A 23,873-nucleotide genomic window follows, 5' to 3' on the forward strand; every position below is an offset into this window, starting at 1 on the left:
GCTGGCGCGCGGCCAGCCGCGCGTCGCTCACCAGTAGCGCGCCAGCGTCAGGCTGAAGGCGCTGCGCTCGGCGGCGCGCTGCCAGGCGCCGCGCAGTTCGAGCTGGCGGGCCACGCTCAGGCGTAGCTGCGCCTCGACGCGCGAGCGCCAGTCTTCGCGGCGCAGATCGTACTGGCCGGACCACTGCAGATGGACGCGCCAGGCCGCGCCGCCGCCGAGCAGGCCGGCCAGCGCCCCGGCGGCGAGCGGCGTCTCGCCCGGCGTGCTCGTCAGGTCGAGCATCGCGTAGGCCAGACTGCCGGCCGGACCGTGCAGCGCCTGCCCGGCGCCGGCCTCGGCCTGCGCGCGCAGCCTGCCGCGCGCGTCGCCGCCGCGATCCGGGGCGCTGCGCCGCAGGCCGGCCCGCGCCTGCCACGACAGGCGGTTCTCGCCGGCGATGCCGGGCGCGGGTCGCAGGTTGCGCAGGCCGATGAAATCGAGCTGATCGAGCCGCAGCCCCGCGTCGTCGGCGCGGGCGATGGCGTCGAACACGCGCAGCTCATGGCTGTCGTCGATGTGGCGTCCGACCAGATCCTGGAAATAGGGTGCATAGCGCAGTTCGACGCGCGTGCGGTCGCCGTCGTGCTGCGCGCCGAGCGCGCCCAGCATCGGCGCCGTGCCGGCCGTCGGCGGCGGCAGTTCGGCAGCGGCGAATCCGGCGTCGTCGTGTCCAGGCAGCGCGGCGTAGGCGCGGCGCGCGCGCTCGCGGGCGGCGAGCTGCGCCGGATCCGCCGGCGCTGCGTCGTCGTCGAGGCCGTCGAGCCGGTACGCGTAGTAGGCGAGCAGGGTGTCGAGCACGGCGCCGCGATCCGCCTCGGGCAGATCGCGCAGCGCCGGGTCCGGATCTGCCTGCGGCTCGTCGAGCAGGGCATTGACGCGCCGCGCCAGCGACGGCTCCAGGGCGGCGAAGCGCGCGTACAGCAGACGCTGGCTGGACGGCACGAAGCGGATCCGCGCGACCAGCGCATGGCCGTCGTTGCGCGCGCCGGCGAGGCGCTCGAACAGCTCGGCTGGCGAGAACCAGAGCCGCGGTCGCGGAATCAGATCACGCTGCAGTCCGACGTTGATGATCTGGCCGTGGCGGTACGCGCAGTTGTCATCGAAGAAGTGATACGGAAAGCGCGCGCTGCGCAGCTCCCACAGATGATCGGTGATGCGCTGGCGCTGCGCTTCGTCGAGCGCCAGCTCGTACTCCCACAGGTCGCGGAACTCGGTTCGCGCGTAGCGCCGTTCGCGCTGCTCGTGCGGCGCCGCCGAGAAGCGCGCTTCGTAGCCGCCGAACACGCCTTTGAGGACGTAGAGGACGTCCGGCTCGTCGTCCGGGACGTCGGCGCCGAAATTGAGGCTGGGATCGAGCGGCCGCGCGTCCGGGCTGTCGGCGACGCCGCTGATCTTCAGCAGCGTATGCCCGAACGACGAGGCCGGATTGCCGAAATAGCCGCTGATCATGACCATGCTGACCGATTGCGCCTGCGCTTCGCGCTGCCACGCGCGCAGCGCCGGGCAAGCGGGCGCATCGGTCGCGGCCGGCAGTGCCAGCTGTTCCTGCAGCCAGCGCAGACGCGCCGGGAAGCGGCAGCGCGGATCGGCGTCGGCCGGCAGCGCCGCCGGCGCAAACCAGGCCGCCAGGGCGGCATCGAGTTCGGTGCGCGCCGAGGGCGTGTCCGGCGCCGACAGGAAGAAGGCCGGCGCGGCGATCTCGCTGCGCGTCGCGCCCGGCGGAATGTGCAGCAGGCGCCGCCACTGCGGTGCTTCGTCGAGGTGCAGCGCGTGCGCGCGGTCCCGCCAGACTGCCGACGGATCTTCAAGAGATGTTCCGGCGCACGCCGGCCACGCCGGCAGCAGCAGGACGAGCATCAGCAGCGCACGCACGGCAGGCGGTCGGGGTCGGTTGGGTGGCGGCACGCGGACGCCGCGCGGCGGCGGCCGATGCGGACGGCGGTGCGGCTCAGCGATACCCGCCGTAGACGTCGGCGAGCAGGCCGCCAACCTCGGCGCGGCGTGCGGTCGGCGCCCAGACCTCGAGGCGCGCCTGCGAGGCGGCGACCGGTTCCGACCACAGCTCGCCATCCGGCTTCTGCACGTACGGGCCGGCGCGCAGCTTGCCGTCGACCGAGCACAGCCACAGCGCGCCGCCTTTCGGCAGGTGGACGTCGTGCAGGCGTACGGCGAGCGAGCGCGCCCGTTCCGAGCCGAGCTGCAGCGTCAGCACCGACCAGCCGCCGGCGGTTTCGCTCCACACGCCGATGTCCTGCAGCGGGCGGTTGACGGTATGGATCTGAGAAATATCGACCGACGGCGCGTTCTTGTCGCGCGGCACGCGCTTGGGTGCGTCGGTGCGCGGCAGGCGCAGCACCGGTGGCTGCAGCTGCAGCGACACGTCGCAGGCCGGCGCCGGCTCGGGCGGCAGCACCACCTCGGCTTCGGCAGTTTCGCCGCCGTGCCAGGCCTGGCAGCCGGCGAGCAGCAGGGCCGGCAGCAGCGCCGCCAGCGCCGGCAGGGTGCGCGCGCGCGTCATCGTCAGTTGCCCTCGGCCTTGGTCACGCGCGCGAGGATGCCGAGCCGCGCGCTGTCGAGATGGTGCAGCTCGTCGCGGCGCATGCGGCGGCGCGTGTCGAGCGTCCAGCTGCTGCCGCCGCTCGTGTACTGCAGGTCGGCGTCGAGCGTCAGGTAGCGGTTGACGATCAGCAGCATCACGCGGCCGTCGAGCGGCGCGAGATCGCCGCTGCCGGGCTCGCCCCAGCGCACGCGGATCGCCGGGCCGTTGCTTTCCGGTGGGTCCTTCTGCGTCCAGGCCAGCCGCACCAGCGGCTGGAAGCGCTTCGAATTGCGCAGCCGCTGCCACTCGTCCTGCAGCGCGAAGGCGTTGTCCGGCAGCAGCGTGATGCCGGCCGCTTGCAGCGCCGCCGGGTTGTCCGGCAGCGTCGCGACGGCGAGGTTCGGCAGCTGCGGCGGCCGCCCGGCCTCGGTCGGCGCGGAGCGGTCGAGGAAGACGATGAGGTCCATGCGATAGGTCTCGGCATGGACGGGCAGTGCGACCAGCAGTCCGAACAGCAGGGCCGTGAAGGAATGTCGGCGGCGGAACGTGGCAGCCATCGGGTCTTTGTTCAGGTTGGAATAGCGATCCGCGTGCAGCATGGCCGCACGCGGATCGCACGCAGTGTAAGCCATGCCGGCGGCGCTGCGGACGGAAAGCCGCCGCTTCAGCCGCGCAGCGTCGCCAGCAGCTGGCGGGCGGCCGGAATGCGCGTTTTGGCGGTCTCGAAGTTGCCGTAGCAATGCAGGCGCTTCTGGCCTTCGAGCTTGTAGACCTTGGGCTGGGTCTGGATCAGCTTGATCAGGCGGATCGGCTCCAGCTGCGGCTGCGCGCCGAAGTCGAGCGTGATCGAGCGCGCGCCGGCGCGCACGCGGGCGATGCCCAGCGCCTGCGCGGCGATGCGCAGCTCGGCGGCGTCGAACAGGCGCTCGGCCGGCGCCGGCAGCAGGCCGAAGCGGTCGATCATCTCGACCTTCAGCTCGCGCAGCGCCGTGTCGTCGGCGGCTTCGGCGATGCGCTTGTACAGCGTCAGACGCGCGTGCACGTCGGGGATGTAGTCGTCCGGAATCAGGCTGGCGACGCCGAGGTCGATCTCGCAGACGGCGCTGCCGAACGGCGCGTCGTCGAGCTTGCCGGCCTTGATCGCGCGGACCGCGCGTTCGAGCAGCTCGGCGTACATCGTGAAGCCGACTTCCTCGATCTGCCCGGACTGGTCCTCGCCGAGCAGTTCGCCGGCGCCGCGGATCTCGAGATCGTGCGTGGCCAGCGCGAAGCCGGAGCCGAGATCGCCGAGCGTTTCGATCGCCTCCAGGCGCTTCTCGGCGTCCGGATTGAGCGCGCGCCGCGAGGGCACGAGAAAGTAGGCGTAGCCGCGATGATGCGAGCGGCCGACGCGGCCGCGCAGCTGGTGCAGCTGGGCGAGGCCGAGCGCGTCGGCGCGGTCGATCAGAATGGTGTTGGCGCTCGGCACGTCGATGCCGGACTCGATGATCGTCGTGCAGACCAGGATGTTGAAGCGCTGGTGGTAGAAATCGAGCATCACCTGTTCGAGTTCGCGCTCGCGCATCTGGCCGTGCGCGTAGCGCACGCGGCCTTCGGGCACCAGCTCCTGGATCTTGCGCGCGAAGTTCTCGATGTCCTTGACTTCGTTGTGCAGGAAGTAGATCTGGCCGCCGCGCTTGAGCTCGCGCAGGCAGGCTTCGTAGACCAGCGGGTTGCTCCACTCCGAGACGAAGGTCTTGATCGCGACGCGCGACGGCGGCGGCGTGGCGATGATCGACAGATCGCGCAGGCCGGCGAGGCTCATGTTCAGCGTGCGCGGGATCGGCGTCGCGGTGAGCGTCAGCAGGTCCACTTCGGCGCGCAGGTTCTTGAGCTTTTCCTTGTGGCGGACGCCGAAGCGGTGTTCCTCGTCGACGATGACCAGGCCCAGGTCCTTGAAGCGGATGTCGTCCTGCAGCAGGCGATGCGTGCCGATGACGACGTCGAGCTTGCCGTCGGCGAGTTCCTTGAGCGTCTGGTTCTGCTCCTTGGTCGAGCGCAAGCGCGAGAGGCTGGCGACGCGGATCGGGAAGCCGGCGAAGCGGTCGGCGAAGTTCTTGGCGTGCTGTTCGACCAGCAGGGTGGTCGGCGCCAGCATGCAGACCTGGCGACCGCCGCGTGCGGCGACGAAGGCGGCGCGCAGCGCGACTTCGGTCTTGCCGAAGCCGACGTCGCCGCAGACCACGCGGTCCATGGTCTTGGCCGAGCGCATGTCGTCGAGCACGGCGTCGATCGCCTTCTGCTGGTCCGGCGTCGGCGCGAACGGAAAGCCTTCGCAGAAGCGCGCGTAGTCGGCCTCGTCGAATTCGAGCGCGAGGCCGGGCTTGGCGGCGCGGCGCGCCTGGATCTGCAGCAGCTCGGCGGCGACGTCGTGCGCCTTCTCGCGGGCTTTGGCCTGGGCCTTGGCCCAGCGGTCGGAACCGAGCCCGTGCAGCGGCGCATGCTCCGGCTCGGTGCCGGCGTAGCGGTGGATCAGGTTCAGCGAGGTGACCGGCACGTAGAGCTTGTCGCCGCCGGCGTATTCGAGCACCAGGTATTCGGTCTCGATGCCGCCGGCATCGAGCTTCTGCAGGCCGACGTAGCGGCCGACGCCGTGCTGCACGTGCACGACCGGCGAGCCCAGCGACAGCTCGGAGAGGTCGCGCAGCACGGTTTCCGGATCGCGCACGCGGTGCCGGGTGCGGCGCCGCGTCTCGCCGACCGGCGCGTGCAGGCCGAAGATCTGCGCCTCGGAGATCACCGTCAGGCGATCGGCGTCGAGGCGGAAGCCCTCCTGCAGCGGCCCGAGCGTGATGCCGTAGCGCTTGCCGTCGGCGAGGAAATCCTGCCAGTCGCGATGCTCGCGCGGCTGGATGCCGAGCGGCTTGAGAAAGCCGAGCACCGCCTCGCGGCGGCCCGGCGATTCGGCGACGAACAGCACCTTCTCGTCGGCGTCGAGCGCGGCGAGCTGGGCGCGCACCGCCTCGGCGCCGCTGCGCGTCTCGCCGATCGAAAAGCCCAGGCGGGGTTCCAGCGTGCCGCCGACGGTCGCGCGCGGATGGCGGCCGAGCGCCTTCATCACCGTCGCCGGTGCCGCGAACAGATCGTCCGGCTGCATCAGCGGCCGCTCGAGATCGCCGCTGTAGCGCTCGAAGCGTTCGCGGATCTGCTTCCAGTCCTCGTCGAGCGCCGGCTCGATGGCGTCGAGCGCGACGACGATGGCGTCGTCCGGCAGGTAATCGCTCAGCAGTGCCGTGCCGTCGGCGAAGAACAGCGGCTGCCAGGACTCGATGCCGCCCGGCAGCAGGCCCTTGCTGACCTCGGCGTAGATGCGCGAGCGCGAGGGATCGCCGGGGAAATATTCGCGGTAGCGGCGGCGGAAGGTCTCGATACCTTCCTTGTCGGTCGGGAACTCGCGCGCCGGCAGCAGGCGGATCGCGTCGACCTTGTCCTCGCTGCGCTGCGTTTCCGGATCGAAGGTGCGGATCGTTTCAATCTCGTCGTCGAACAGATCGAGGCGATAGGCCTCGGCGGCGCCCATCGGGAACAGGTCGAGCAGCGCGCCGCGCACGGCGAATTCGCCCTGCGCCTGCACCTCCGACACCGACTGGTAGCCGGCGGCGACGAGCTGGGCGCGGAAGGCCTGCGGATCGAGACGGTCGCCGACCTTGATGTCGAACGCGCGTCCGGCCAGCCAGCCGCGCGGTGGCAGCCGGCGCATCAGCTCGTCGGCCGTCGTCAGCAGCACGCCGCGGCGCATCTGCGGCAGGCGGTGCAGGGCGGCGAGGCGTTGCGAGAGGATTTCCTGATGCGGCGAGAACTGTTCGTAGGGCAGCACCTCGCTGTCCGGCAGATGCACCAGCGGCAGGTCGCCGAGGAAGAAGCGCAGTTCGTCCTCGAGGCGATAGGCCTGCTGTTCGCTGGCGGCGAGGGCGACGACGAGGCGCGGCTGCAGGCGTGCCAGCTGGGCCACGGCGAGCGCGCCCACCGGGCCGCGCAGGCCGGTCCACGAAACGGCGCCGCCTTCGGGCGCAGGCGGCCGGAGTGCGGAGAGAGCGAACGCGGGAGAGGTGCCGGAGTTCATCGGATCCATGGGGAAACCACCCGCGACGCTGCGGCAGCGCGGGGATATAGTGACGGACGCCGCGCCTCGCGCGGCGCGTTCATTATCTCACGTGCATCCGCCGGCGCCGGGACTTCGTCCACGGCGCGGTGCAGGAGTTTTCGAGCATGAAGCTGCTACGCGCGCTGGTGCTGCCGGCGCTGTGGGTTCTGCCGCTGCCCTCATTCGCCGCCGACGCGGTCGTGACGCGGCTGCAGGACAAGATCGCGCAGGACCCTTATCCGGAATACCTGGCGAGCACGCTCGTCAACGAAGTCGGGCCGCGCTTCGCCGGCTCGGACGGCTATGAACACGCCGTGGTCTGGGCGCTGCAGAAGCTAGACGCCGCCGGCCTCAAGAACGTGCACGCCGAGCCGGTGATCCTGCCGCGCTGGGTGCGCGGCGCCACCAGCGTCGAGCTGGTGACCTCCGGCGTCGACAGCCTGCCGCTGAACGCGGTCGCGCTCGGCGGCAGCGTCGGCACCGACAACTACGGCATCGAGGCCGACGTCGTGCGCGTCGAGTCGCTCGAACAGCTCCGGCAGCTGACGGTCGCGCAAGTGCGCGGGCGCGTCGTTTTCATCGACTGGCGCATGCCGCGCTCGCGCGATGGCTCCGGCTATGGTCAGGGCTACCCGGTGCGCGCCTTCGGGCCGGCCGAGGCCGGGCGCCGCGGTGCCGCGGCGATCCTGATCCGCTCGCTCAGCACCGCCGGCGACGATGCGCCGCATACCGGCGGCACGCAGTACGGCGATGCGCCGAAGATCCCGGCGCTGGCCCTGTCGCCGCAGGCGGCCGACCGCCTGTCGGCGGTGGTGCGTGCCGGCGGCGCGACCGTGCGCATCAAGCTGTTCACGCGCGAGCTGGGCGCCGTCTACAGCTCGCAGGTCGTCGCCGAGGTGCCGGGCAAGACCGACGAGGTCGTGCTGCTCGGCGCGCATCTCGATTCCTGGGACATCACGCCGGGGGCCGACGACGACGCGGCCGGCGTGGCGATCGTCACCGGCGCGGCGCGGGCGATCATGAAGTACGGCAAGAAGCCGCTGCGCACGATCCGCATCGTGCTGTACGCCAACGAGGAGTTCGGCGTCTCCGGCGGGCGCGCCTATGCCGAGGCGCATGCCGCCGAGCTCGACCGGCACGTCCTGGCGATGGAAGCCGACGTCGGCTCGGCGCCGGTCTGGCGCATCGGCAGCAAGCTGCCGGAGCAGGCCGAGCCCTTGCGCAGCGCGCTGCTCGCCGCGCTCGCGCCGCTCGGCGTCGCGGACGGCCCGCGCGACGATGGCGGCGGTACCGACATCGGGCCGCTGGTGCGCGCCGGCGTGCCGGCGCTGGCGCCGCTGCAGGACACTTCGCGCTACTTCGACGTCCATCACGCGGCGACCGACACGCTCGATCATCTCGATCGCGCCGGCCTGCGCCAGAACGTCGCCGTTTACGCGACGGCGGCGTGGATCGCGGCGAACTGGCCGGGCCCGCTCGGTCGTCTGCCGGCGGGCGAGGCTCACTAGGGAAGGGCTGAACGCCGGCATCGCGAGGCCGCGCAGCGGCGGCGATGCGGAGACGCCATTGTGTCGTGCGCCGCCGGATGGCCAGGATGGCTTCGTCGCCTGCGGCGCCTGGCCATGACGAGGCATGCGCTTTTTCAGAGGTTCCGCACCCGCCGCGACCTGTTTCGCGCGGTGGCGTCGCGCGCCGGAGATTTCGCGCTACCGCGTGGCGCTGCCGGCGGACGCCTCAGCGGCGGAAGCGGATCGGTTGCTCGGCCTTCTTCGGCGTTGAGGCGTCGCAGCAGCTGCCGCCGCTGCAGCCGTCGCAGCCGGCTGACTTGGCGCCGCCGCGGCGCAGCTTCGGCACGAAGCGCGACGCGAAGTTCCAGGCGGCGTAGCCGACGATGCTGCCGACGACCAGGATCTCGAAGACGTGATAGGCGTTCATGACAGGGCACTCGCGATCTGGAACGTGACGAACGAGGCGGCGTACGCGAGCGCGAACAGGTAGCCTGCGGCGATCGCGACCATCTTCCATGAGTTGGTCTCGCGGCGGATCACCGCCAGCGTCGACAGGCACTGCGGCGCGAACACGTACCAGGCCAGCAGCGACAGCGCCGTCGCCAGCGGCCACTGCTGGGCGATCAGCGGGCCGAGCTGGGTGGCGACGGTGTCGTCCGAGCCGGACATCGCGTAGACGGTGCCGAGCGCGGAGACGGCGACTTCGCGCGCCGCCAGACCGGGGATCAGCGCGATGCAGATCTGCCAGTTGAAGCCGATCGGCGCGAACAGCGGCTGCATGAAATGGCCGATCTTGCCGGCCAGGCTGTAGTCGATCGCCGGCAGCGTCGCGTCCGGCGGCGGCGCCGGGAAGCTGGCCAGTACCCACAGCAGCACGACCAGCGTCAGGATGATGCCGCCGACGCGCTTCAGGAAGATCACCGCGCGTTCCTTGAGGCCGATCGCGATGTCGCGCACGTGCGGCAGGCGGTACGAGGGCAGCTCCATCAGCAGCGCGTGCTCGCTCTTGTCGCCGCGGAAGCGCTTGATGACCGTCGCCACGATCAGCGCCGAGGCGACGCCGGCGAAGTACAGCGTGAACAGCACGATGCCCTGCAGGTTGAACACGCCGGCGACGCTGCGTTCGGGAATGAACGCGGCGATCAGCAGCGTGTAGACCGGCAGGCGCGCCGAGCAGGTCATCAGCGGCGCGACGAGGATGGTGGTCAGGCGGTCGCGAGGGTCCTGGATGCTGCGCGTCGCCATGATGCCGGGAATCGCGCAGGCGAAGCTCGACAGCAGCGGAATGAACGCGCGGCCGGTAAGGCCGGCCTTGAACATCATGCGGTCGAGCAGGAAGGCGGCGCGCGGCAGATAGCCGGACTCCTCGAGGATGAGGATGAACAGGAACAGGAACAGGATCTGCGGCAGGAACACCAGGACGCTGCCGGCGCCGGCGAACACGCCGTCGATCAGCAGGCTCTTGAGCACGCCGTCGGGCAGTTGCGCGGTGCTCCACTCGCCGAGCGTGGCGACGCCAAGCTCGATGCCGTCCTGCAGCGGCGCCGCCCAGGAGAACACCGCCTGGAAGATCATGAACATCATCACCGCCAGGATCGTCAGACCCCAGACCGGGTGCAGGGCGACGCGGTCGAGCGCATCGTCGATGCGGCCGGTGCGGGTCGGCATCGTCACCGTCGCGGCGAGCAGCGTGCGCACCGCAGCGTGCAGATCGGTGCCTTCCGGCAGCGCCGCCGGCGGCGCCGGCAGGGCCTGGCGGTCGAGCGCCTCGACCAGCCGGGAGGTGCCGCCGCGCTGCACGGCGACGGTCTCGATCACCGGAATGCCGAGGCGCCGTTCGAGCTCGCCGATATCGATGTGGATGCCGCGGCGGGCGGCGGCGTCCATCATGTTCAGCGCCAGCACCATCGGTCGGCCGAGACGCTGCACCTCGAGCACGAAGCGCAGATGCAGGCGCAGGTTGGTGGCGTCGGCGACGCAGACGATCAGGTCCGGCGCCGCTTCGCCCGGATAGCGGCCGTGGCAGACGTCACGCGTGATCGCCTCGTCGGGGCTGGTCGCATCGAAGCTGTAGGCGCCCGGCAGGTCGAGCAATTGCAGGACGCGGCCGGACGGCGCCAGCACGCGGCCTTCCTTGCGCTCGACGGTGGCGCCGGCGTAGTTGGCGACCTTCTGGCGGCTGCCGGTCAGCTGATTGAACAGCGCCGTCTTGCCGCAGTTCGGATTGCCGACCAGGGCGACGCGGAGCGTGGCGTTCATGCCGCCTCCTGCACGACGCGGCTGCGCGCCGCTTCGGCGCGGCGCAGCGCGAAGCGACCGGTATGTATGGCGGCTGATCGGGGGTTCCGAAGGCACGGGCCCCGGTCCGGACTGCGGGCTTTGCCCCAGATGCGCAGCGCGCGCGGAGAGCTTGGCTGGTTCATGCCGCCTCCTGCACGACGCGGATGCGCGCGGCTTCGGCGCGGCGCAGCGCGAAGCGCGTATAGCCGATCTGCACCAGCAGCGGATCGCCTTGCACCGGGCCGTGCGCGACGATGCGCACCGGCTCGCCGCCGACGAAACCGAGGTCGCGCAGGCGGCGCGCGATGGGATCGGCGGGGCCGGCGTCTTCGACCGCGGCGACCGTGGCGGCAACGTTCTGCGGAAGCTCGGAAAGGCGCATCGCGACGAAACCCGGAATCAGGCGTAGATAAGAATCGTTATCATATCACGCCGGCATGGATCCAGCGTGGCGTGCAGGACGGTCCGCTCACAGGTCGACGATCAGATTGGCCGACAGCACGCGACCGCGGTCGGCGCGCGCCGCCGCGTAGTTGCCGGGGGCCAGGGGCTCGTCCAGGACCTGATCGACCCACCTCTCCTGCGTGAGATTGCGGGCCGCGAGACTCAGGGTCCAGGCGCCATCCTGCGTGCCGAACACGACGCGCGCATTGATCTCGGTCGTGGCGGCTTGCCGCTTGGCCGGAGCGAGATCGACGTCGACGTAGCGCTGGCCGCGGTACAGCACGTCGAGGGCGACCGTCATCAGCGTGCCGCCCGGGCCCAGCGTGCTGAACGAGGGGATCGCCGCCGCCGTCCACTTCGGCGCGTTCGACAGCGTCCTGCCGCTCAGATCCTGGGTCGCCTGACTCGACGTTGCCGGCGCCGGCGCGTCCGGGTAGTGCGTATAGAGGGCGTCGGCATAGCCGGCCGAACCGTAGAAGGCGACGCCCGGCAGCGGCGTCAGCCAGTGCAGCTCGATCTCGCCGCCGCGCGAGCGGGCGCTGGCCGCATTGAGGAACACCGGCGCGGCGCCGCCGCTGCCGCTGCCGCTGCTGAAGGTCGAGACCTGCAGATTGTCGAAGTCGGTATTGAACAGGGCGGCGCTGATGCGCATCGAACCCTGCAGCAGCCGCGCCTTGGTGCCGAGTTCGAGGCTGGTCGCGCGTTCCGGTTCGAATTCGAGATTCCTGTCGTTGAGCGGCAGGGCGTTGAAGCCGCCGCTCTTGTAGCCGCGCGTCCAGCTCAGATAGACGTTGGTGTCGGGCTGCGGCTGCCACTTGAGGCCGGCCTTGGGCGAAAACTCGTTCTCGCTGCGATTGCGGCGGCTGTCGTGATCCTGCTGGTCGGCGACCAGCGGAATCAGCGCGCCTTCGGCGGTGCTCGTGAAGTGCCCCTCCTTGTGCTCGCGGCCGATGCGGCCGCCGAGGATCAGCGCCCAGTGGTCGATGACGAAATACTCCATCTGCCCGAACAGCGCCGCGGTGCTGGTGCGCTGGTCCAGCGTCACGGTCGCCGCCTGACGCGCGCCGATCACCGGCCGCAGGGCCGGTTCGAGCAGGTCGGCGAGGTGTCCGACCGGAATCGCCAGCTGCGTCAGCGGCACGCCGGCGAGCCGCAGCAGCGCGTTGCCGTTCGGATTGCCGGCCTGCGCCGCGGTCAGGTAGGCGAGGGCGGCGCCGAGGTCTTCGAGCTGGAACAGGTCGTTGGCGTCGAAGGTGGCCTCGTAGTAGTGGGCGCCGAGCACGAAGTCGATGCCGTTGCCGAAGCCGGCGATGCTGTGGTCGTGGCCGGCGAGGCGGATTTCCTGGCTGTACTGGTTGAACGGCGCCGGCGCGCTGAGCGTGTCGCGGATCACCGGCACCGGTGAGAAATCGCCGTCGATGTCGCGCGCTTGCAAGACCTCGCGACCCCAGGCGCTGACCGAACTCAGCGTCAGGCTGCTGATGTCCCAGAGTCCGTCGAGCCGGTAGTCGACGCTCAGGTTGGCGCCGGCGAACTCGGTGTCGCCGCGCGAGGGCACGTTCGCCGAATTGCGGAAGTCGAGCCGGTCTTCGAAGTCGGGGTCGTAATGCTGCATCAGCACGCGCATCGGTGCGGAGGCGTGCGTCAGCTGGAAGTTGTTGGCGTTGAGGCTCTGCTCGGAATAGAAGCCGCCGGCGTCGATGCGCAGCGGACCGCCGTCGTAACGCAGGCGCAGGCGCAGGGTGTCCTGGTCGACGTTGACCTCGGGGCGGTCGAGGTCGGTGTTCGTCAGCGTGCCGTCGTCGTGCTGGAAGTTGCCGACCAGACGCGCCGACCAGGCGTCGCCGAGCGCGACATTGAGCATCGGCCGCACGGCGTGGCTGCCGCCGTCGTCGGCGAACAGCTCGCCGCCGATGCCGAAACGCTCGGCCGGCGCGCGCGTGACGAGATTGAAGACGCCGGCCGTGCTGTTCTTGCCGAACAGCGTGCCCTGCGGGCCGCGCAGCACTTCCATGCGCTGCACGTCGCTGAAGAACACCGACAGGAAGTTCGAGCGGCCGTAGAACACGCCATCGACCACGGTGCCGACCGAAGGCTCGAAGCCGGCGTTGGTCGACAGCGTGCCGAAGCCGCGGATGAAGAAATCGCCGCCGGTCGGCGAGATCGACAGGGTGACGTTACCGACGTAGCTCTGCAGATCCTGGAAGCCGGTCGCGCCGCTTTGCTGGATCAGCTCGCCGTCGATCGTGCCGACCGAGGCGGGCACCTGCTCGACCGACTGCGCGAACTTCTGCGCGGTGACGATGATTTCCGGCAGCGTATCCGGCCGTGCGCCGTCAGCGGCGCGCGCGGCGCTGGCGCCGCCGGCAAGCAGCAGACCCAGGCCCACGACGTGCCGGGTCCGGCGATGCAAACCGGCCATGGATTTCCCCTTCTTCGTTGTTCTTGTCGGCCGACTTTACCGCTCGGCGGCGCACCGTTCCGGGACGGCGATGCCGCAGCGGGCCGGCCACGAGGGCCAGCCCGCTGTCGCGCTCAGCGCTTGTCGAACTGCAGCTGGCCGTCGCGCACGTCGACACGCACGGTGTCGCCGCTGGCGAAATGGCCGTCGAGGATCAGGCGCGCCAGCGGGTTCTCGACCAGGCTCTGGATCGCGCGCTTCAGCGGCCGCGCGCCGTAGATCGGATCGAAACCGGCCTCGGCCAGCTTGTCGAGCGCCGCGTCGCTGACGTCCAGCGCAATGCCGCGTTCGGTCAGGCGCCGCACGACGCTCTGCATCTGGATGCGCGCGATCGAGCGGATCTGCGCCGAGCCGAGCGGGTGGAACACCACGGCCTCGTCGATGCGGTTGATGAACTCCGGACGGAAGTGCTGGCCGACCACGCCCATCACCGCTTCCTTGATCGCGGCGTAATCCGACGGCGTTCCCGCGTCCTTGCTCATCATCTCCTGGATCAGCGCGCTGCCGAGGTTCGAGGTCATGACGATGACGGTGTTGCGGAAGTCGACCGTGCGGCCCTGGCCGTCGGTCAGGCGGCCGTCGTCGAGCACCTGCAGCAGGATGTTGAACACCTCCGGATGCGCTTTCTCGACCTCGTCCATCAGCACCACGGAGTACGGCCGACGGCGCACGGCTTCGGTCAGATAGCCGCCCTCGTCGTAGCCGACGTAGCCCGGCGGCGCGCCGATCAGGCGGCTCACGGAGTGGCGCTCCATGAACTCGCTCATGTCGATGCGCACCATCGCTTCCTCGGTGTCGAACAGGAACGAGGCCAGTGCCTTGCACAGCTCGGTCTTGCCGACGCCGGTCGGGCCGAGGAACAGGAACGAGCCGATCGGCCGGTTCGGATCCGACAGGCCGGCGCGCGAGCGGCGGATGGCGTTGGACACGGCGGAGATCGCCTCGTCCTGCGAGATCACGCGCTGGTGCAGCGCCTCTTCCATGCGCAGCAGCTTCTCGCGCTCGCCTTCGAGCAGCTTCGAGACCGGGATGCCGGTCCAGCGCGCGACCACTTCGGCGATCTCGTCCTCGCCGACGCTGGTGCGCAGCAGTTCGAACTTCTGCGGCGCGGCGCTGCTGGTCGGATTCTGCGCGAGCTTCTTCTCCAGTTCGGGGATCTTGCCGTACTGCAGCTCGGCCATGCGCGCGAGGTCGCCGGCGCGGCGCGCGGCGTCGAGCTCGACGCGCACGCGGTCGAGCTCTTCCTTGAGGCCGGCGCTGCCGGTCACCGACGCCTTCTCGGCCTTCCACTTCTCCTCGAGATCGGCGTATTCCTTCTCGAGCTTGGCGATTTCGTCCTCGAGCGCGGCGAGCGACTTTCTGGCGCCCTCGTCCTCTTCCTTCTTCAGCGCTTCGCGCTCGATCTTGAGCTGGATCAGGCGGCGGTGCAGGCGGTCGAGCGCCTCCGGTTTGGAGTCGATCTCGATCGAGATGCGCGACGCGGCCTCGTCGACGAGGTCGATGGCCTTGTCGGGCAGGTTGCGATCGGTGATGTAGCGGTGGCTCAGCTTGGCCGCCGCGATCAGCGCGCCGTCGGTGATGTCAACGCCGTGGTGGACTTCGTAGCGCTCCTTCAGGCCGCGCAGGATGGCGATCGTGTCCTCGACGCTCGGTTCGCCGACCAGCACCTTCTGGAAGCGGCGCTCCAGCGCCGCGTCCTTCTCGATGTACTTGCGGTACTCGTCGAGCGTGGTCGCGCCGACGCAATGCAGCTCGCCGCGCGCCAGCGCCGGCTTGAGCATGTTGCCGGCGTCCATCGCGCCTTCGGCCTTGCCGGCGCCGACCAAGGTGTGGATCTCGTCGATGAACAGGATCACCTTGCCTTCCTGCTTGGCGAGATCGGTCAGTACCGATTTCAGGCGCTCCTCGAATTCGCCGCGGAACTTGGCGCCGGCGATCAGCGAGCCGAGGTCCAGCGACAGCACGCGCTTGCCCTTCAGCGACTCGGGCACTTCACCGTCGACGATGCGCTGGGCCAGGCCCTCGACGATCGCGGTCTTGCCGACGCCCGGCTCGCCGATCAGCGCCGGGTTGTTCTTGGTGCGACGGCTCAGCACCTGGATCACGCGGCGGATTTCCTCGTCGCGGCCGATCACCGGATCGAGCTTGCCGCTCTGCGCGCGGGCGGTGAGGTCGATCGTGTACTTCTCCAGCGCCTGGCGGTTGTCCTCGGCGCCGGCGGAGTCGACCTTGGCGCCGCCGCGCACGGCTTCGATCGCCTTGTCGAGCAGTTCCTTGCGCGCGCCGGCCGCGCGCAGCGCTTCGCCGACCGCGCCCTTGTCCTCGCTCGCGGCGAGCACGAACAGCTCGGTCGAAATGAACTGGTCCTTGCGTTGCTGGGCGAGCTTGTCGGTGAGGTTCAGCAGCTTGGCGAGATCGGGCGAGACATTGACCTCGCCGGTGGCTTCGCCGAGGCGCGGCAGGCGGTCGATTGCCTGGGCCAGCTTGCTGCGCAGCAGGTCGACGTTGACGCCGGCGTTCTGCAGCAGCGGCAGCGTCGAGCCGCCGTCCTGATCGAGCAGCGCGCTCAGCAGGTGCGGTGGCTCGATCGCCGGGTTGTCGCGGCCGACGGCGAGCGACTGGGCATCGGCCAGCGCCTGCTGGAAGCGGCTCGTCAGTTTTTCCATGCGCATCGGTGGGTGTCCTTGGGCCAATGGGGTAGGGGTTGCGATGCTTCCCAAGTGCGGTCGGCGTCCCCCGTTTCAAGCGCGCCGGCAACGGCCGCGGCCGAGGTGCCGCCGTCTGCAAGGCTAGCTCAGGAATCCAGGCTAAGTCCCTGACCAAAAAGGCTTGCGCGAAGCCGCTTCGGCGATATATGGTCCCGATGTTGTCATCTTCCCGCGGTTCAATGGCGTCGATGCGCCAAGACTCGCATACGGACCCGATGGAAAACATTCCGGCCATCCTCAAGGTGGATTCCGGTGGCCAACCGGTTTCCTGGATACATTGGCATACGGCCGTGACGCTCTATGCCCGCGACCGCGTGCGCTGGGAGGCGGGGGCCGAGCGCTTCCTGATCCGGGGCGGGGTCAGCGCGCTGACCGGCCTGCGCTCGCAGGTCGAGATCGGCTCGATCATCGCCGTCGCCGACCGTTCCAAGTGCCACGCGCGCGGCGTGCCGCTGCTGACCAACCGCACGCTGTTCCAGCGCGACCACAATCTCTGTCTGTATTGCGGCCGGCAGTTTCCGGCGCACCTGCTGACGCGCGACCACGTGGTGCCGGCCTCGCGCGGCGGCGCTTCGGCCTGGGAAAACTGCGTGACGGCCTGCCGGCAGTGCAACCAGCACAAGGACGACCGCACGCCCGAGGAGGCCAGCATGCGCCTGCTCGCGGTGCCGTACACGCCGAACCTCGCCGAGTACCTGATCCTGTCGAACCGGCGAATCCTGGCCGACCAGATGGAGTTCCTGCTGGCCCATGCCGGCAGGCGGCGTGAACGGCATTAGCCGGCCGATGCGCGGCGGGCCTGGCGTCAAAAAACAGACGCTGGAACCCTGCGCGCCAGGATGCCCCACGCTACACTGTGACGCAGTTCGCAGCGCGGCCATTCTGCCGGCGCTGCCCGAGCCGACCCTCGTATCCGATCCAGCCTGATGAGCGCCACGAGTTTCGCCAATGCGCGTTCGCCGGACGCGGCCGCTGCCGCCACACCCGGCAACCCGATCGTTTCGGCCCTGCACGACATGGCCGTCTCGGTGCTTGGCGAGCAGCTGCAGACGATGTTCGAGAAGGCCGACGACATCCTCTTCGACTCGGCCGAGAAGGCGCGTTCCAGCGACGAGCAGCGCCTGTACCTGGACACCATGCGCATCGTGCGCGTGCAGCGCGCGCAGATCATCAAGGCGTTCCGGCAGTCGCTGCAGGATGCGCTGTCGCGCATCGGCGTCGAAGCCGAAGACCTGAACGCCGGCGCCGATCTCGAAGACATGTCGCAGTGGTCGCTGCAGGACGGCGACCAGCTCGAGGAGCGCATCGCCGTCTCCAACATGGAGAGCAAGGCCACCTCGCTGCATGCGCACGAGCTGGTCGAGCTGCAGCGGCGCATGGCGCGGCTCGCCGACATGACCGGCGGCGCGCTCGCCTCCGATGCGATGTCGCCGGCCCGGATCATCCGCGCCTTCCAGAGCTCGGTGCAGAACCTGCAGGTCGATTTCCCGATCAAGCTGGTCATCTACAAGCTGTTCGACCGCGTCGTCGTCGGCCGCCTGTCCGAAGTGTTCATGCACGCCAATCAGTTGCTGGCGGGGCACGGGGTCGAACCCAAGGAAGGCGCGCCGGCCGATCCGCGCCGCGCGCGTCCGGGGGCGCCGCCGCTCGGCCCGGCCGCCGCCGCGTTTGGCGCGGGCATGGCCGAAGCCGGCGCCGCGCCGCCGAGCTGGGCCTCGGGCGTCGACGCCCAGCGCTTCTCGCAGTTCATGGGCGTGTCCGCGCCCGGCATGCCGGCCTATGGCAGCGGTGCTTTCGGTGCGCCGGCCGCCGGCGCCATGCCGCCGGCCCTGCCGGGCGCGATGGCAGCCGGCTATCCGGCGAGCTGGCCGGCCTATGGTCCGGCCGCCTACGCCGCTGCCGGCGGCGCCGCGCAAAGCTACAGCGACGCCTGGCTGGCGCATGACATCAGCCATATCCTGCAGAGCTACGCGAGCGGCCAGCAGCCGCAGACGCCGGCCTGGCTGCCGCCGCAGAACATCGGTCTGGTGGCGCGCATGTTCGACGGCTACTACAACGATCCGCGCCTGCCGGAGGCGATGAAGCCGCTGCTCGCGCGGCTGCAGCTGCCGGTGATGAAGGCGGCGCTCGCCGATCCGCAGTTCTTTTCCAGCCCGACGCACCCGGCGCGGCGCGCCACCAACGATCTCTACGAGCTGGCGCTGCAGGTCGGCGCCGGCGGCGCCGCGGTGCCCGAGCAGATCGTCGGCGAGCTGCAGGGCCTGGTCGACGAGATCGCGCGCAGCTTCCAGCTCGATCCGGCGCGGCTGCGCAGCCAGCCGTCGCGCGCCGTCGACGAGCCGACCGCGGACCGCTTCCTGCGCCAGCAGGACGAGACCCAGCAGAGCCGCAACCGCCAGCAGATCGAGCGCGTGCGCCGCATCGTCGCGCACGAGCTGAAGATGCGCGTCGGCGAACGCGTGCTGCCGACCGGGGCGATGCGTCTGATGCTGTCCGGCTTCGCGCCGCGTCTGTGCGTCGACTACATCCGCGACGGCATCGAAGGCGCCGCCTGGGTGACGACGATCGATCTCGTCGATCGCGTGCTGCACAGCCTGCGGCCGGATGCCCGGCCGCCGGAAGCGCGCGTCGAGGAAGAAGCCGAGCTGGTCGCGGCGGTGACCCATCGCCTCGCCGACGTCGGCTTCGCCAAGGAAAAGCTCGAAGAACTGATCGCCGGCCTGATGCAGGCCTACCTCGATCGCAATGTGGAAGGCGCCCTGGCCGAGCTCGAAGCCGGCAGCGCCGAGTTCGCGGTCGAGGAGGAGGGCGCGGGCCTGACGCCGGAGCAGGAGCTGCAGGGCCTGCTGTCGATCGTGCTGGTGCCGGGCGGCTGGTTCACGCTGCTGGACGCGGCCGCGCAGACCAAGCACTGGGTGCGCGTGCGCGCGTACTACCCGACGCAGCAGAGCGTGCTGCTCGGCCACTACATGGAAGAGCGCTTCCTGAACCTGCGCAGCGGCGTGTTCGCCTCGGAGCTGGCCGCGGGACGCATCGCCGCCATCGATCCGGCGCCGGAGCTGCAGGCCGCGATCGCCCGCATTGCGGTGCTGCCGTTCGAGCGCGAGCCGCTGCAGGTGCTGAGCTGGGTCCAGTCGACGACCTCCGTCGTCTGAGCGAATCCTCCGCGTCCCCGCCGTCCTGCGCCGAGGAGAGCCCGTGCGCCCGCTGAAAGCCTACAAGAACAACGAATTCCTGATGAGCGAGGAAGCGCGCGGCGTGCGCATCCTCTGCGAGTACCTCGAGCCGGACCTGCGCTTTCGCAAGACCGGCGTGCGCAACACGGTCGCCTTCTTCGGCTCGGCGCGCCTGAAGCCCGGCGTCGGTCCCGATGGACGCGACTGGTACATGGAAGCGGCCCGCCTGGCCGAGCGCCTCGCCGCTTGGACGATGGCCCAGCACACGCTGCAGGAGCGCTTCTACATCTGCACCGGCGGCGGCCCCGGCGTCATGGAGGCCGCGCACACCGGCGGCGCCCGCGTCGACGCGCACCTCAACGTCGGCCTCAACATCTCGCTGCCGTTCGAGCAGCATCTGAATCCGTACGTGGACGTGGAGCGCGCGTTCCAGTTCCACTACTTCTTCATGCGCAAGTTCTGGCTGGTGAAGCTGGCGCGCGGGGCGGTGTTCTTCCCGGGCGGCTTCGGCACGCTCGACGAGCTCTTCGAACTGCTGACGCTGACGCAGACCGGCAAGGTCTCGCGGCTGCCGATCATTCTCTACGGGCGGGCGTTCTGGGAGGGCTTGATCGACTTCGGCAGTCTCGCCGAGCGCGGCCTGATCTCGCCGGACGATGTCGATCTGTTCCGCTATTGCGATGACGTCGACAGCGCGTTCGCGATCCTGCGCGACGAGCTGCGACCGCATCCGGCGGATTGAGGCGGCCGGCGCTTCAGCGCCGCCGCGGCCTGTCGTCGATATCGAAGTCGATTTCGTCGGCGATCAGACGACGCAGGCGGCGCTCTTCCTGCAGTTTCTCGACGTCGCGCCAGTCGCGCGACTTGATCGGCGAAGCGGCCGTCGGCGTGTCGGCAGGGAGCGCCTCGTCCTCGAGCGTCTCGCTCTCGTCGACGAACTCGTCGTAGCTCTTGCTGGCGTCGCTCTGTGCAGCTTGCTTCTTCGGCTTGCGCGGCATACCTGTCTCGGCACTGAGCCTGAGGAATAATGAATCACTTGGCGCGCGTTTTTATCAGGCTTTTTTTGCGCCGAAAAGGGGTAGCAGGGCGCCTTTGAAAATCAAAGCCTTGAGCCGATCGGCGCGGCCCCGGCGGCGGACGCTGCGCAAACCGATGCGAGGGGCGGCGAACCGGATCATGCACCAGCAAGTAATCGAGATCGAAGGCCGCGGGCGCGGTTTTACCGAGGTGAGCGAGGCGGTGCAGCGCGTCGTCGCCGCCAGCGGCGCGCGCATCGGCCTGTGCCATCTGTTCCTGCAGCACACCTCGGCCTCGCTGTGCCTGACCGAGAACGCCGCGCCCGACGTCCGTGCCGATCTCGAGTCCTGGGCGCAGACGCTGGCGCCGGACGGCGGGCGCCGCTACCGCCACGACGACGAGGGGCCCGACGACGTGCCGGCGCATATCCGCAGCCTGGTCGTCGGCGTCGAGCTGAGCGTGCCGATCGGCGCCGGCCGCCTGCTGCTCGGAACCTGGCAGGGCCTCTACCTCTGGGAGCACCGCCGGCATCCGCTCCAGCGGCGGATCGTGGTGACGATCCACGGTGCCTGAAGCGCGGCTGCGGAAATTTCGTCCGGGCACTGGTGTTTTGGGCCGCGATCAGTAGAATACGCGTCCTCGTGTGGGGCGGTAGCTCAGCTGGGAGAGCGTCGCGTTCGCAATGCGAAGGTCGAGGGTTCGATCCCCTTCCGCTCCACCATTTTATCCAGCAAAAACAGCGTTTTACATATTGCAATGTAAGGCGCTGTTTTGCGTTATATAGCTTTATTTCGCATTGCAAGTGCACCAAATTTGCACCAAAACCCGGATGCAGATTCCTGCGCACAGTGCATGACAGCGCAGCGCATCGCGGCTACCATCTGCTGCGACGCGCTGAAACCACAGAAGACGGCTTCGAGAAAAGCCAAAGGCGAGCAACCGTAGCGAGGTTGCCCTCGCCTACAGACGAAAGCCGCGAGGTTGTTCAGCAGCCGGCCAACCCCGTAAGCGGAAGGGACGCCGGCCAGAAAGGATGCCGATCCGGCGCCCACACGTATGGGCCGATGCCGTAGAGCAATCGCCATGAATCGCCTTCGGGCGTTGCGGATACCACCGGTCAGGATGAGGCCGGAATAAAACGGTAGCCGCACATGGAGAGCGCCGACCGTGGGGCACAGCCCCGCTGCGTAGTGCCCGAGCTGATTTGAGCCTTGCGCTCATTCGGGTAAGACGCGGCCCGCGGACTCATCCGACCTCGACCGGTTTTGGCTGGTCAAGTTCGGAGATGTTTGCCGATGAAATCCCTTCTGACCGTAGAGCAGCTTTCGCTCTTGCTGCACAAGTCTGTTACCACAATCCGCAGCGACGTAGTACGCAATCCCCTTTCCCTCCCGCCCATTTGCCGACTACCGAACACCAAGCGGCTGCTATGGCGGGCCGAAGACGTTGAGCGCTGGCTAGCCGAGCACGTAGCCGGAATGCACACTGCCGCCGCCTTTGATCAACGCCAGCAACGTCGGCGGCGCGGTCGGCCGACAAAAGCCGAGCAGGTCGCGCGCCAGCGCAATCAGCAACTGCCCATTGCTTCGGGCGCCAGCAGCCCGGCGCGGGAGTCGTGACATGCGCGATCCCAGACCGATTGGTGATTTGTTGAAGTCCGTGCATGTGCGCCCCGGCTACAGGCTAGCGCGGCCATCCCATGGCGAGCTTTTCAAAGTAGATGCCGGCTGGTTCCCCGTTATGCGTTCGCCATTGCTCGCGGGGATGATGAAAGGCGTAGGCCCATATGGAATTGCCGCTTTCGCGGTTATCAAGGCAGAGGCAGATTTCAAAACCGGCAAAGCGACCATCTCAGCTCGCCAGATCGCAGATGTTACCGGGATGAGTCCACGCATGGCCCGCACCACTATTCGCCGCCTTGTGGATGCGGGCTTTCTTCATCCTCATGCCTCGCATAGCAAGACCAAAACGTATCAAGTGATCGAGAAGTTGCCGATTGTGGACATGAAGGGGCAGCAAGCGGGCTTTGCGGAGTGGCCGTTCTCCCGCGACAAACTGAAAGATCGCCTTCAACAAATTGTTCGCGCAGCGATCGAGCAACTTGCCGCTGGAACCACCCAAACCACGATCAACATCGGAACATTGAACGTGCTCATTCAACAGGCCGAAGATCTGTCCTGAAATGTCCCTGCAAGCTCTTGAGGATAACTGGCAAGCCAGCGGTCCGATAGCGGCATCACGTGCCACAATTAATCTGTGGATGCGGCACCACATGCCGCTATTCGCAGCTTGAAGCGGCATGTGGTGCCGCACTGTCCCCCTCATAGATATTGAAGATAAAAAGCCGTAGACAATGAGGGGCTGTGGGTAACTTCTACGGCGACCTGCGGGGCTAGGTGCTGTACGGCGTACTCGATGACTGTGAGCGGCCTGCCGCCCTCGCTCAGTGGAGCGCTTTGCCGGTTTGGGCGACCAAAGACTCGGCCGTGACGCCCAACTGCTCCGACAGTGCAAAAACGGTTCCGAGCGTTGGCTGCCGCTCACCGCGCTCGAGCATGGATATGTAGGTGCGATCCATGTCGCAGGCCAGCGCCAGTGCTTCCTGCGACAAGCCGACCTTCGTGCGCGCAAGCCGGAGCACCGCACCGAACGCAGTAGCGATCTGATTGCGCTTCTTCCCGGTCGCGGCCATGCCGCGGACATTGCGATCGTGATGACTATTGATCTACCGACTATAGTCGGAGACCATAAGCTGCCAACGCCATACAGGGAGGGTTTATGCGTGTTCTGATTGCAGCTTGTGTAGCCATAGCCGGCGCGCTGGCGGCGTGCGGCGTGGAACACCTTCGGCCTGCTTCACGGGCCGACGTGTCGGCCAGTCCCACCGTCATCGATTTTGCGAGGCAGCGGTACACTAGTTTCCGCGCCAGCATGGGCATGGCGCAATGGGGACAGTCAACAGCCAGGAACAGGGAAAAGGCCGTTTTCCGCATCGCCTCCAACGAGATGGGCTGGAGAGATGACTACGCCGCGTTTATCGCCGACATGCAGGGATATTGCTCGGCCAAGGGCGGGCAGTGGGATACCTTCGACGTGGCGATCTCGCGGCGTCAGCAAGAGCTGATTAAGAAATACACGCGAGTCACCGAAGCCAACGCGTACGGTGGTTCCGCTGGCACTGCAGCCTTCGAGTGTGGGCCACCGGGGCGTGGCTCAATCGAAACCAACTGGTCGCAGTTCAATCCGCAACAGTGCCGCAAGCTCTACACGACGGCGCTTGACTATCAGGCCGTGCAACGTGAGCTAGGCAATCCGGCGGATTTCGGATGCGTCGTGCCCGGTGGGGCCGGGTTCATCGGGCAGGCGCATGACTCGCATGAAGGCGGCAACGTCGTCTCGGTACGTATCCGGCTCAATCAAGGTGTGAACGGACAGCCTATTCCGTATGCTGGCTATCCGCAGGTCGAGTAGCACGCAGAGGCATACAACCCGCCGTCCCGTCCGGATGGTCAGCTTGCATGTAGCGTACATGCAGAAGCTCGATTGCCTGCATAACGGTCAGCTCGCCGGCAACGATG

Annotated in this window: 18 protein-coding genes and 1 tRNA gene; 8 read left to right on the forward strand and 11 right to left on the reverse strand. The window is 68.7% G+C overall.

Annotation, left to right across the window (positions count from 1 at the left end):
• Positions 1–27: 27 nt before the first annotated feature.
• The 4 genes from H149_RS22255 to mfd all read right to left on the reverse strand — a co-directional run bounded on the left by H149_RS22255 (position 28) and on the right by mfd (position 6,680).
• Entirely contained in the window at positions 28–1,911 is a 1,884-nt protein-coding gene (locus H149_RS22255) for an Lnb N-terminal periplasmic domain-containing protein (RefSeq protein WP_020650171.1), read from the reverse strand.
• Between the two features lie 76 nt (positions 1,912–1,987).
• Complete coding sequence (locus H149_RS23255) at positions 1,988–2,557, reverse strand: hypothetical protein (protein ID WP_020650172.1); 570 nt, start codon at positions 2,555–2,557, stop codon at positions 1,988–1,990.
• A gap of 2 nt (positions 2,558–2,559) precedes the next feature.
• Positions 2,560–3,135: a CsiV family protein gene (locus H149_RS0112870; RefSeq protein WP_169518348.1), complete on the reverse strand. Its 576-nt coding sequence runs from the start codon at positions 3,133–3,135 to the stop codon at positions 2,560–2,562.
• A gap of 107 nt (positions 3,136–3,242) precedes the next feature.
• Complete coding sequence (gene mfd, locus H149_RS0112875; protein WP_083930966.1) at positions 3,243–6,680, reverse strand: transcription-repair coupling factor; 3,438 nt, start codon at positions 6,678–6,680, stop codon at positions 3,243–3,245.
• Between the two features lie 146 nt (positions 6,681–6,826).
• On the opposite strand from mfd, the gene H149_RS20915 reads away from it, so the two are divergent.
• Entirely contained in the window at positions 6,827–8,209 is a 1,383-nt protein-coding gene (locus tag H149_RS20915; protein ID WP_020650175.1) for a M20/M25/M40 family metallo-hydrolase, read from the forward strand.
• A 226-nt stretch (positions 8,210–8,435) separates the two neighbouring features.
• On the opposite strand, the gene H149_RS0112885 is transcribed toward H149_RS20915, so the two are convergent.
• From H149_RS0112885 to clpB, 5 genes are all read right to left on the reverse strand, one after another.
• Positions 8,436–8,636 (reverse strand): hypothetical protein, encoded by a 201-nt coding sequence (locus H149_RS0112885; protein WP_020650176.1) that lies wholly within the window; start codon positions 8,634–8,636, stop codon positions 8,436–8,438.
• Positions 8,633–10,468, reverse strand: coding sequence for a ferrous iron transport protein B (feoB, locus tag H149_RS0112890; RefSeq protein WP_020650177.1), 1,836 nt, complete (start codon positions 10,466–10,468; stop codon positions 8,633–8,635). The genes H149_RS0112885 and feoB overlap by 4 nt, the downstream gene beginning before the upstream one ends.
• A 160-nt stretch (positions 10,469–10,628) precedes the next feature.
• Complete coding sequence (locus H149_RS0112895; protein WP_020650178.1) at positions 10,629–10,871, reverse strand: FeoA family protein; 243 nt, start codon at positions 10,869–10,871, stop codon at positions 10,629–10,631.
• An 87-nt stretch (positions 10,872–10,958) separates the two neighbouring features.
• The gene (locus H149_RS0112900) at positions 10,959–13,355 is read right to left on the reverse strand and encodes a TonB-dependent receptor (RefSeq protein WP_154654795.1); all 2,397 of its coding nucleotides are present in this window, start codon (positions 13,353–13,355) and stop codon (positions 10,959–10,961) included.
• A 113-nt stretch (positions 13,356–13,468) separates the two neighbouring features.
• Positions 13,469–16,066, reverse strand: a complete 2,598-nt coding sequence (gene clpB / locus H149_RS0112905; protein ID WP_020650180.1) for an ATP-dependent chaperone ClpB — start codon at positions 16,064–16,066, stop codon at positions 13,469–13,471.
• 215 nt (positions 16,067–16,281) lie between these two features.
• Between clpB and H149_RS0112910 the strand changes: the two genes are divergently transcribed.
• The 3 genes from H149_RS0112910 (at position 16,282) to H149_RS0112920 (ending at position 20,020) form a co-directional block, all read left to right on the forward strand.
• Positions 16,282–16,881: an HNH endonuclease gene (locus H149_RS0112910; RefSeq protein ID WP_245540520.1), complete on the forward strand. Its 600-nt coding sequence runs from the start codon at positions 16,282–16,284 to the stop codon at positions 16,879–16,881.
• A gap of 147 nt (positions 16,882–17,028) precedes the next feature.
• Positions 17,029–19,257, forward strand: a complete 2,229-nt coding sequence (locus tag H149_RS0112915; RefSeq protein WP_020650182.1) for a DUF1631 family protein — start codon at positions 17,029–17,031, stop codon at positions 19,255–19,257.
• A gap of 43 nt (positions 19,258–19,300) precedes the next feature.
• The gene (locus H149_RS0112920) at positions 19,301–20,020 is read left to right on the forward strand and encodes an LOG family protein (protein WP_020650183.1); all 720 of its coding nucleotides are present in this window, start codon (positions 19,301–19,303) and stop codon (positions 20,018–20,020) included.
• A 13-nt stretch (positions 20,021–20,033) separates the two neighbouring features.
• On the opposite strand, the gene H149_RS0112925 is transcribed toward H149_RS0112920, so the two are convergent.
• Complete coding sequence (locus H149_RS0112925; RefSeq protein ID WP_020650184.1) at positions 20,034–20,276, reverse strand: PA3496 family putative envelope integrity protein; 243 nt, start codon at positions 20,274–20,276, stop codon at positions 20,034–20,036.
• A gap of 178 nt (positions 20,277–20,454) precedes the next feature.
• Between H149_RS0112925 and H149_RS0112930 the strand changes: the two genes are divergently transcribed.
• The 3 genes from H149_RS0112930 to H149_RS23260 all read left to right on the forward strand — a co-directional run bounded on the left by H149_RS0112930 (position 20,455) and on the right by H149_RS23260 (position 22,476).
• Positions 20,455–20,868, forward strand: coding sequence for a secondary thiamine-phosphate synthase enzyme YjbQ (locus H149_RS0112930; protein ID WP_020650185.1), 414 nt, complete (start codon positions 20,455–20,457; stop codon positions 20,866–20,868).
• A 72-nt stretch (positions 20,869–20,940) separates the two neighbouring features.
• Positions 20,941–21,016, forward strand: a tRNA-Ala gene (locus H149_RS0112935).
• 899 nt (positions 21,017–21,915) lie between these two features.
• A complete protein-coding gene (locus tag H149_RS23260) occupies positions 21,916–22,476 on the forward strand; it encodes a helix-turn-helix domain-containing protein (RefSeq protein WP_154654796.1) in 561 nt (186 codons plus the stop codon).
• 262 nt (positions 22,477–22,738) lie between these two features.
• Here the strand turns inward: H149_RS23260 and H149_RS0112950 are convergent, their stop codons facing one another.
• A complete protein-coding gene (locus H149_RS0112950; RefSeq protein WP_020650188.1) occupies positions 22,739–22,987 on the reverse strand; it encodes a helix-turn-helix domain-containing protein in 249 nt (82 codons plus the stop codon).
• A gap of 86 nt (positions 22,988–23,073) precedes the next feature.
• Here H149_RS0112950 and H149_RS0112955 point away from each other — a divergent pair, with 86 nt between their 5' ends.
• Positions 23,074–23,766: a hypothetical protein gene (locus H149_RS0112955; protein WP_154654797.1), complete on the forward strand. Its 693-nt coding sequence runs from the start codon at positions 23,074–23,076 to the stop codon at positions 23,764–23,766.
• Positions 23,767–23,873 lie beyond the last annotated feature (107 nt).

This window comes from Solimonas variicoloris DSM 15731 (assembly GCF_000382285.1).
GTDB lineage: Bacteria > Pseudomonadota > Gammaproteobacteria > Nevskiales > Nevskiaceae > Solimonas > Solimonas variicoloris.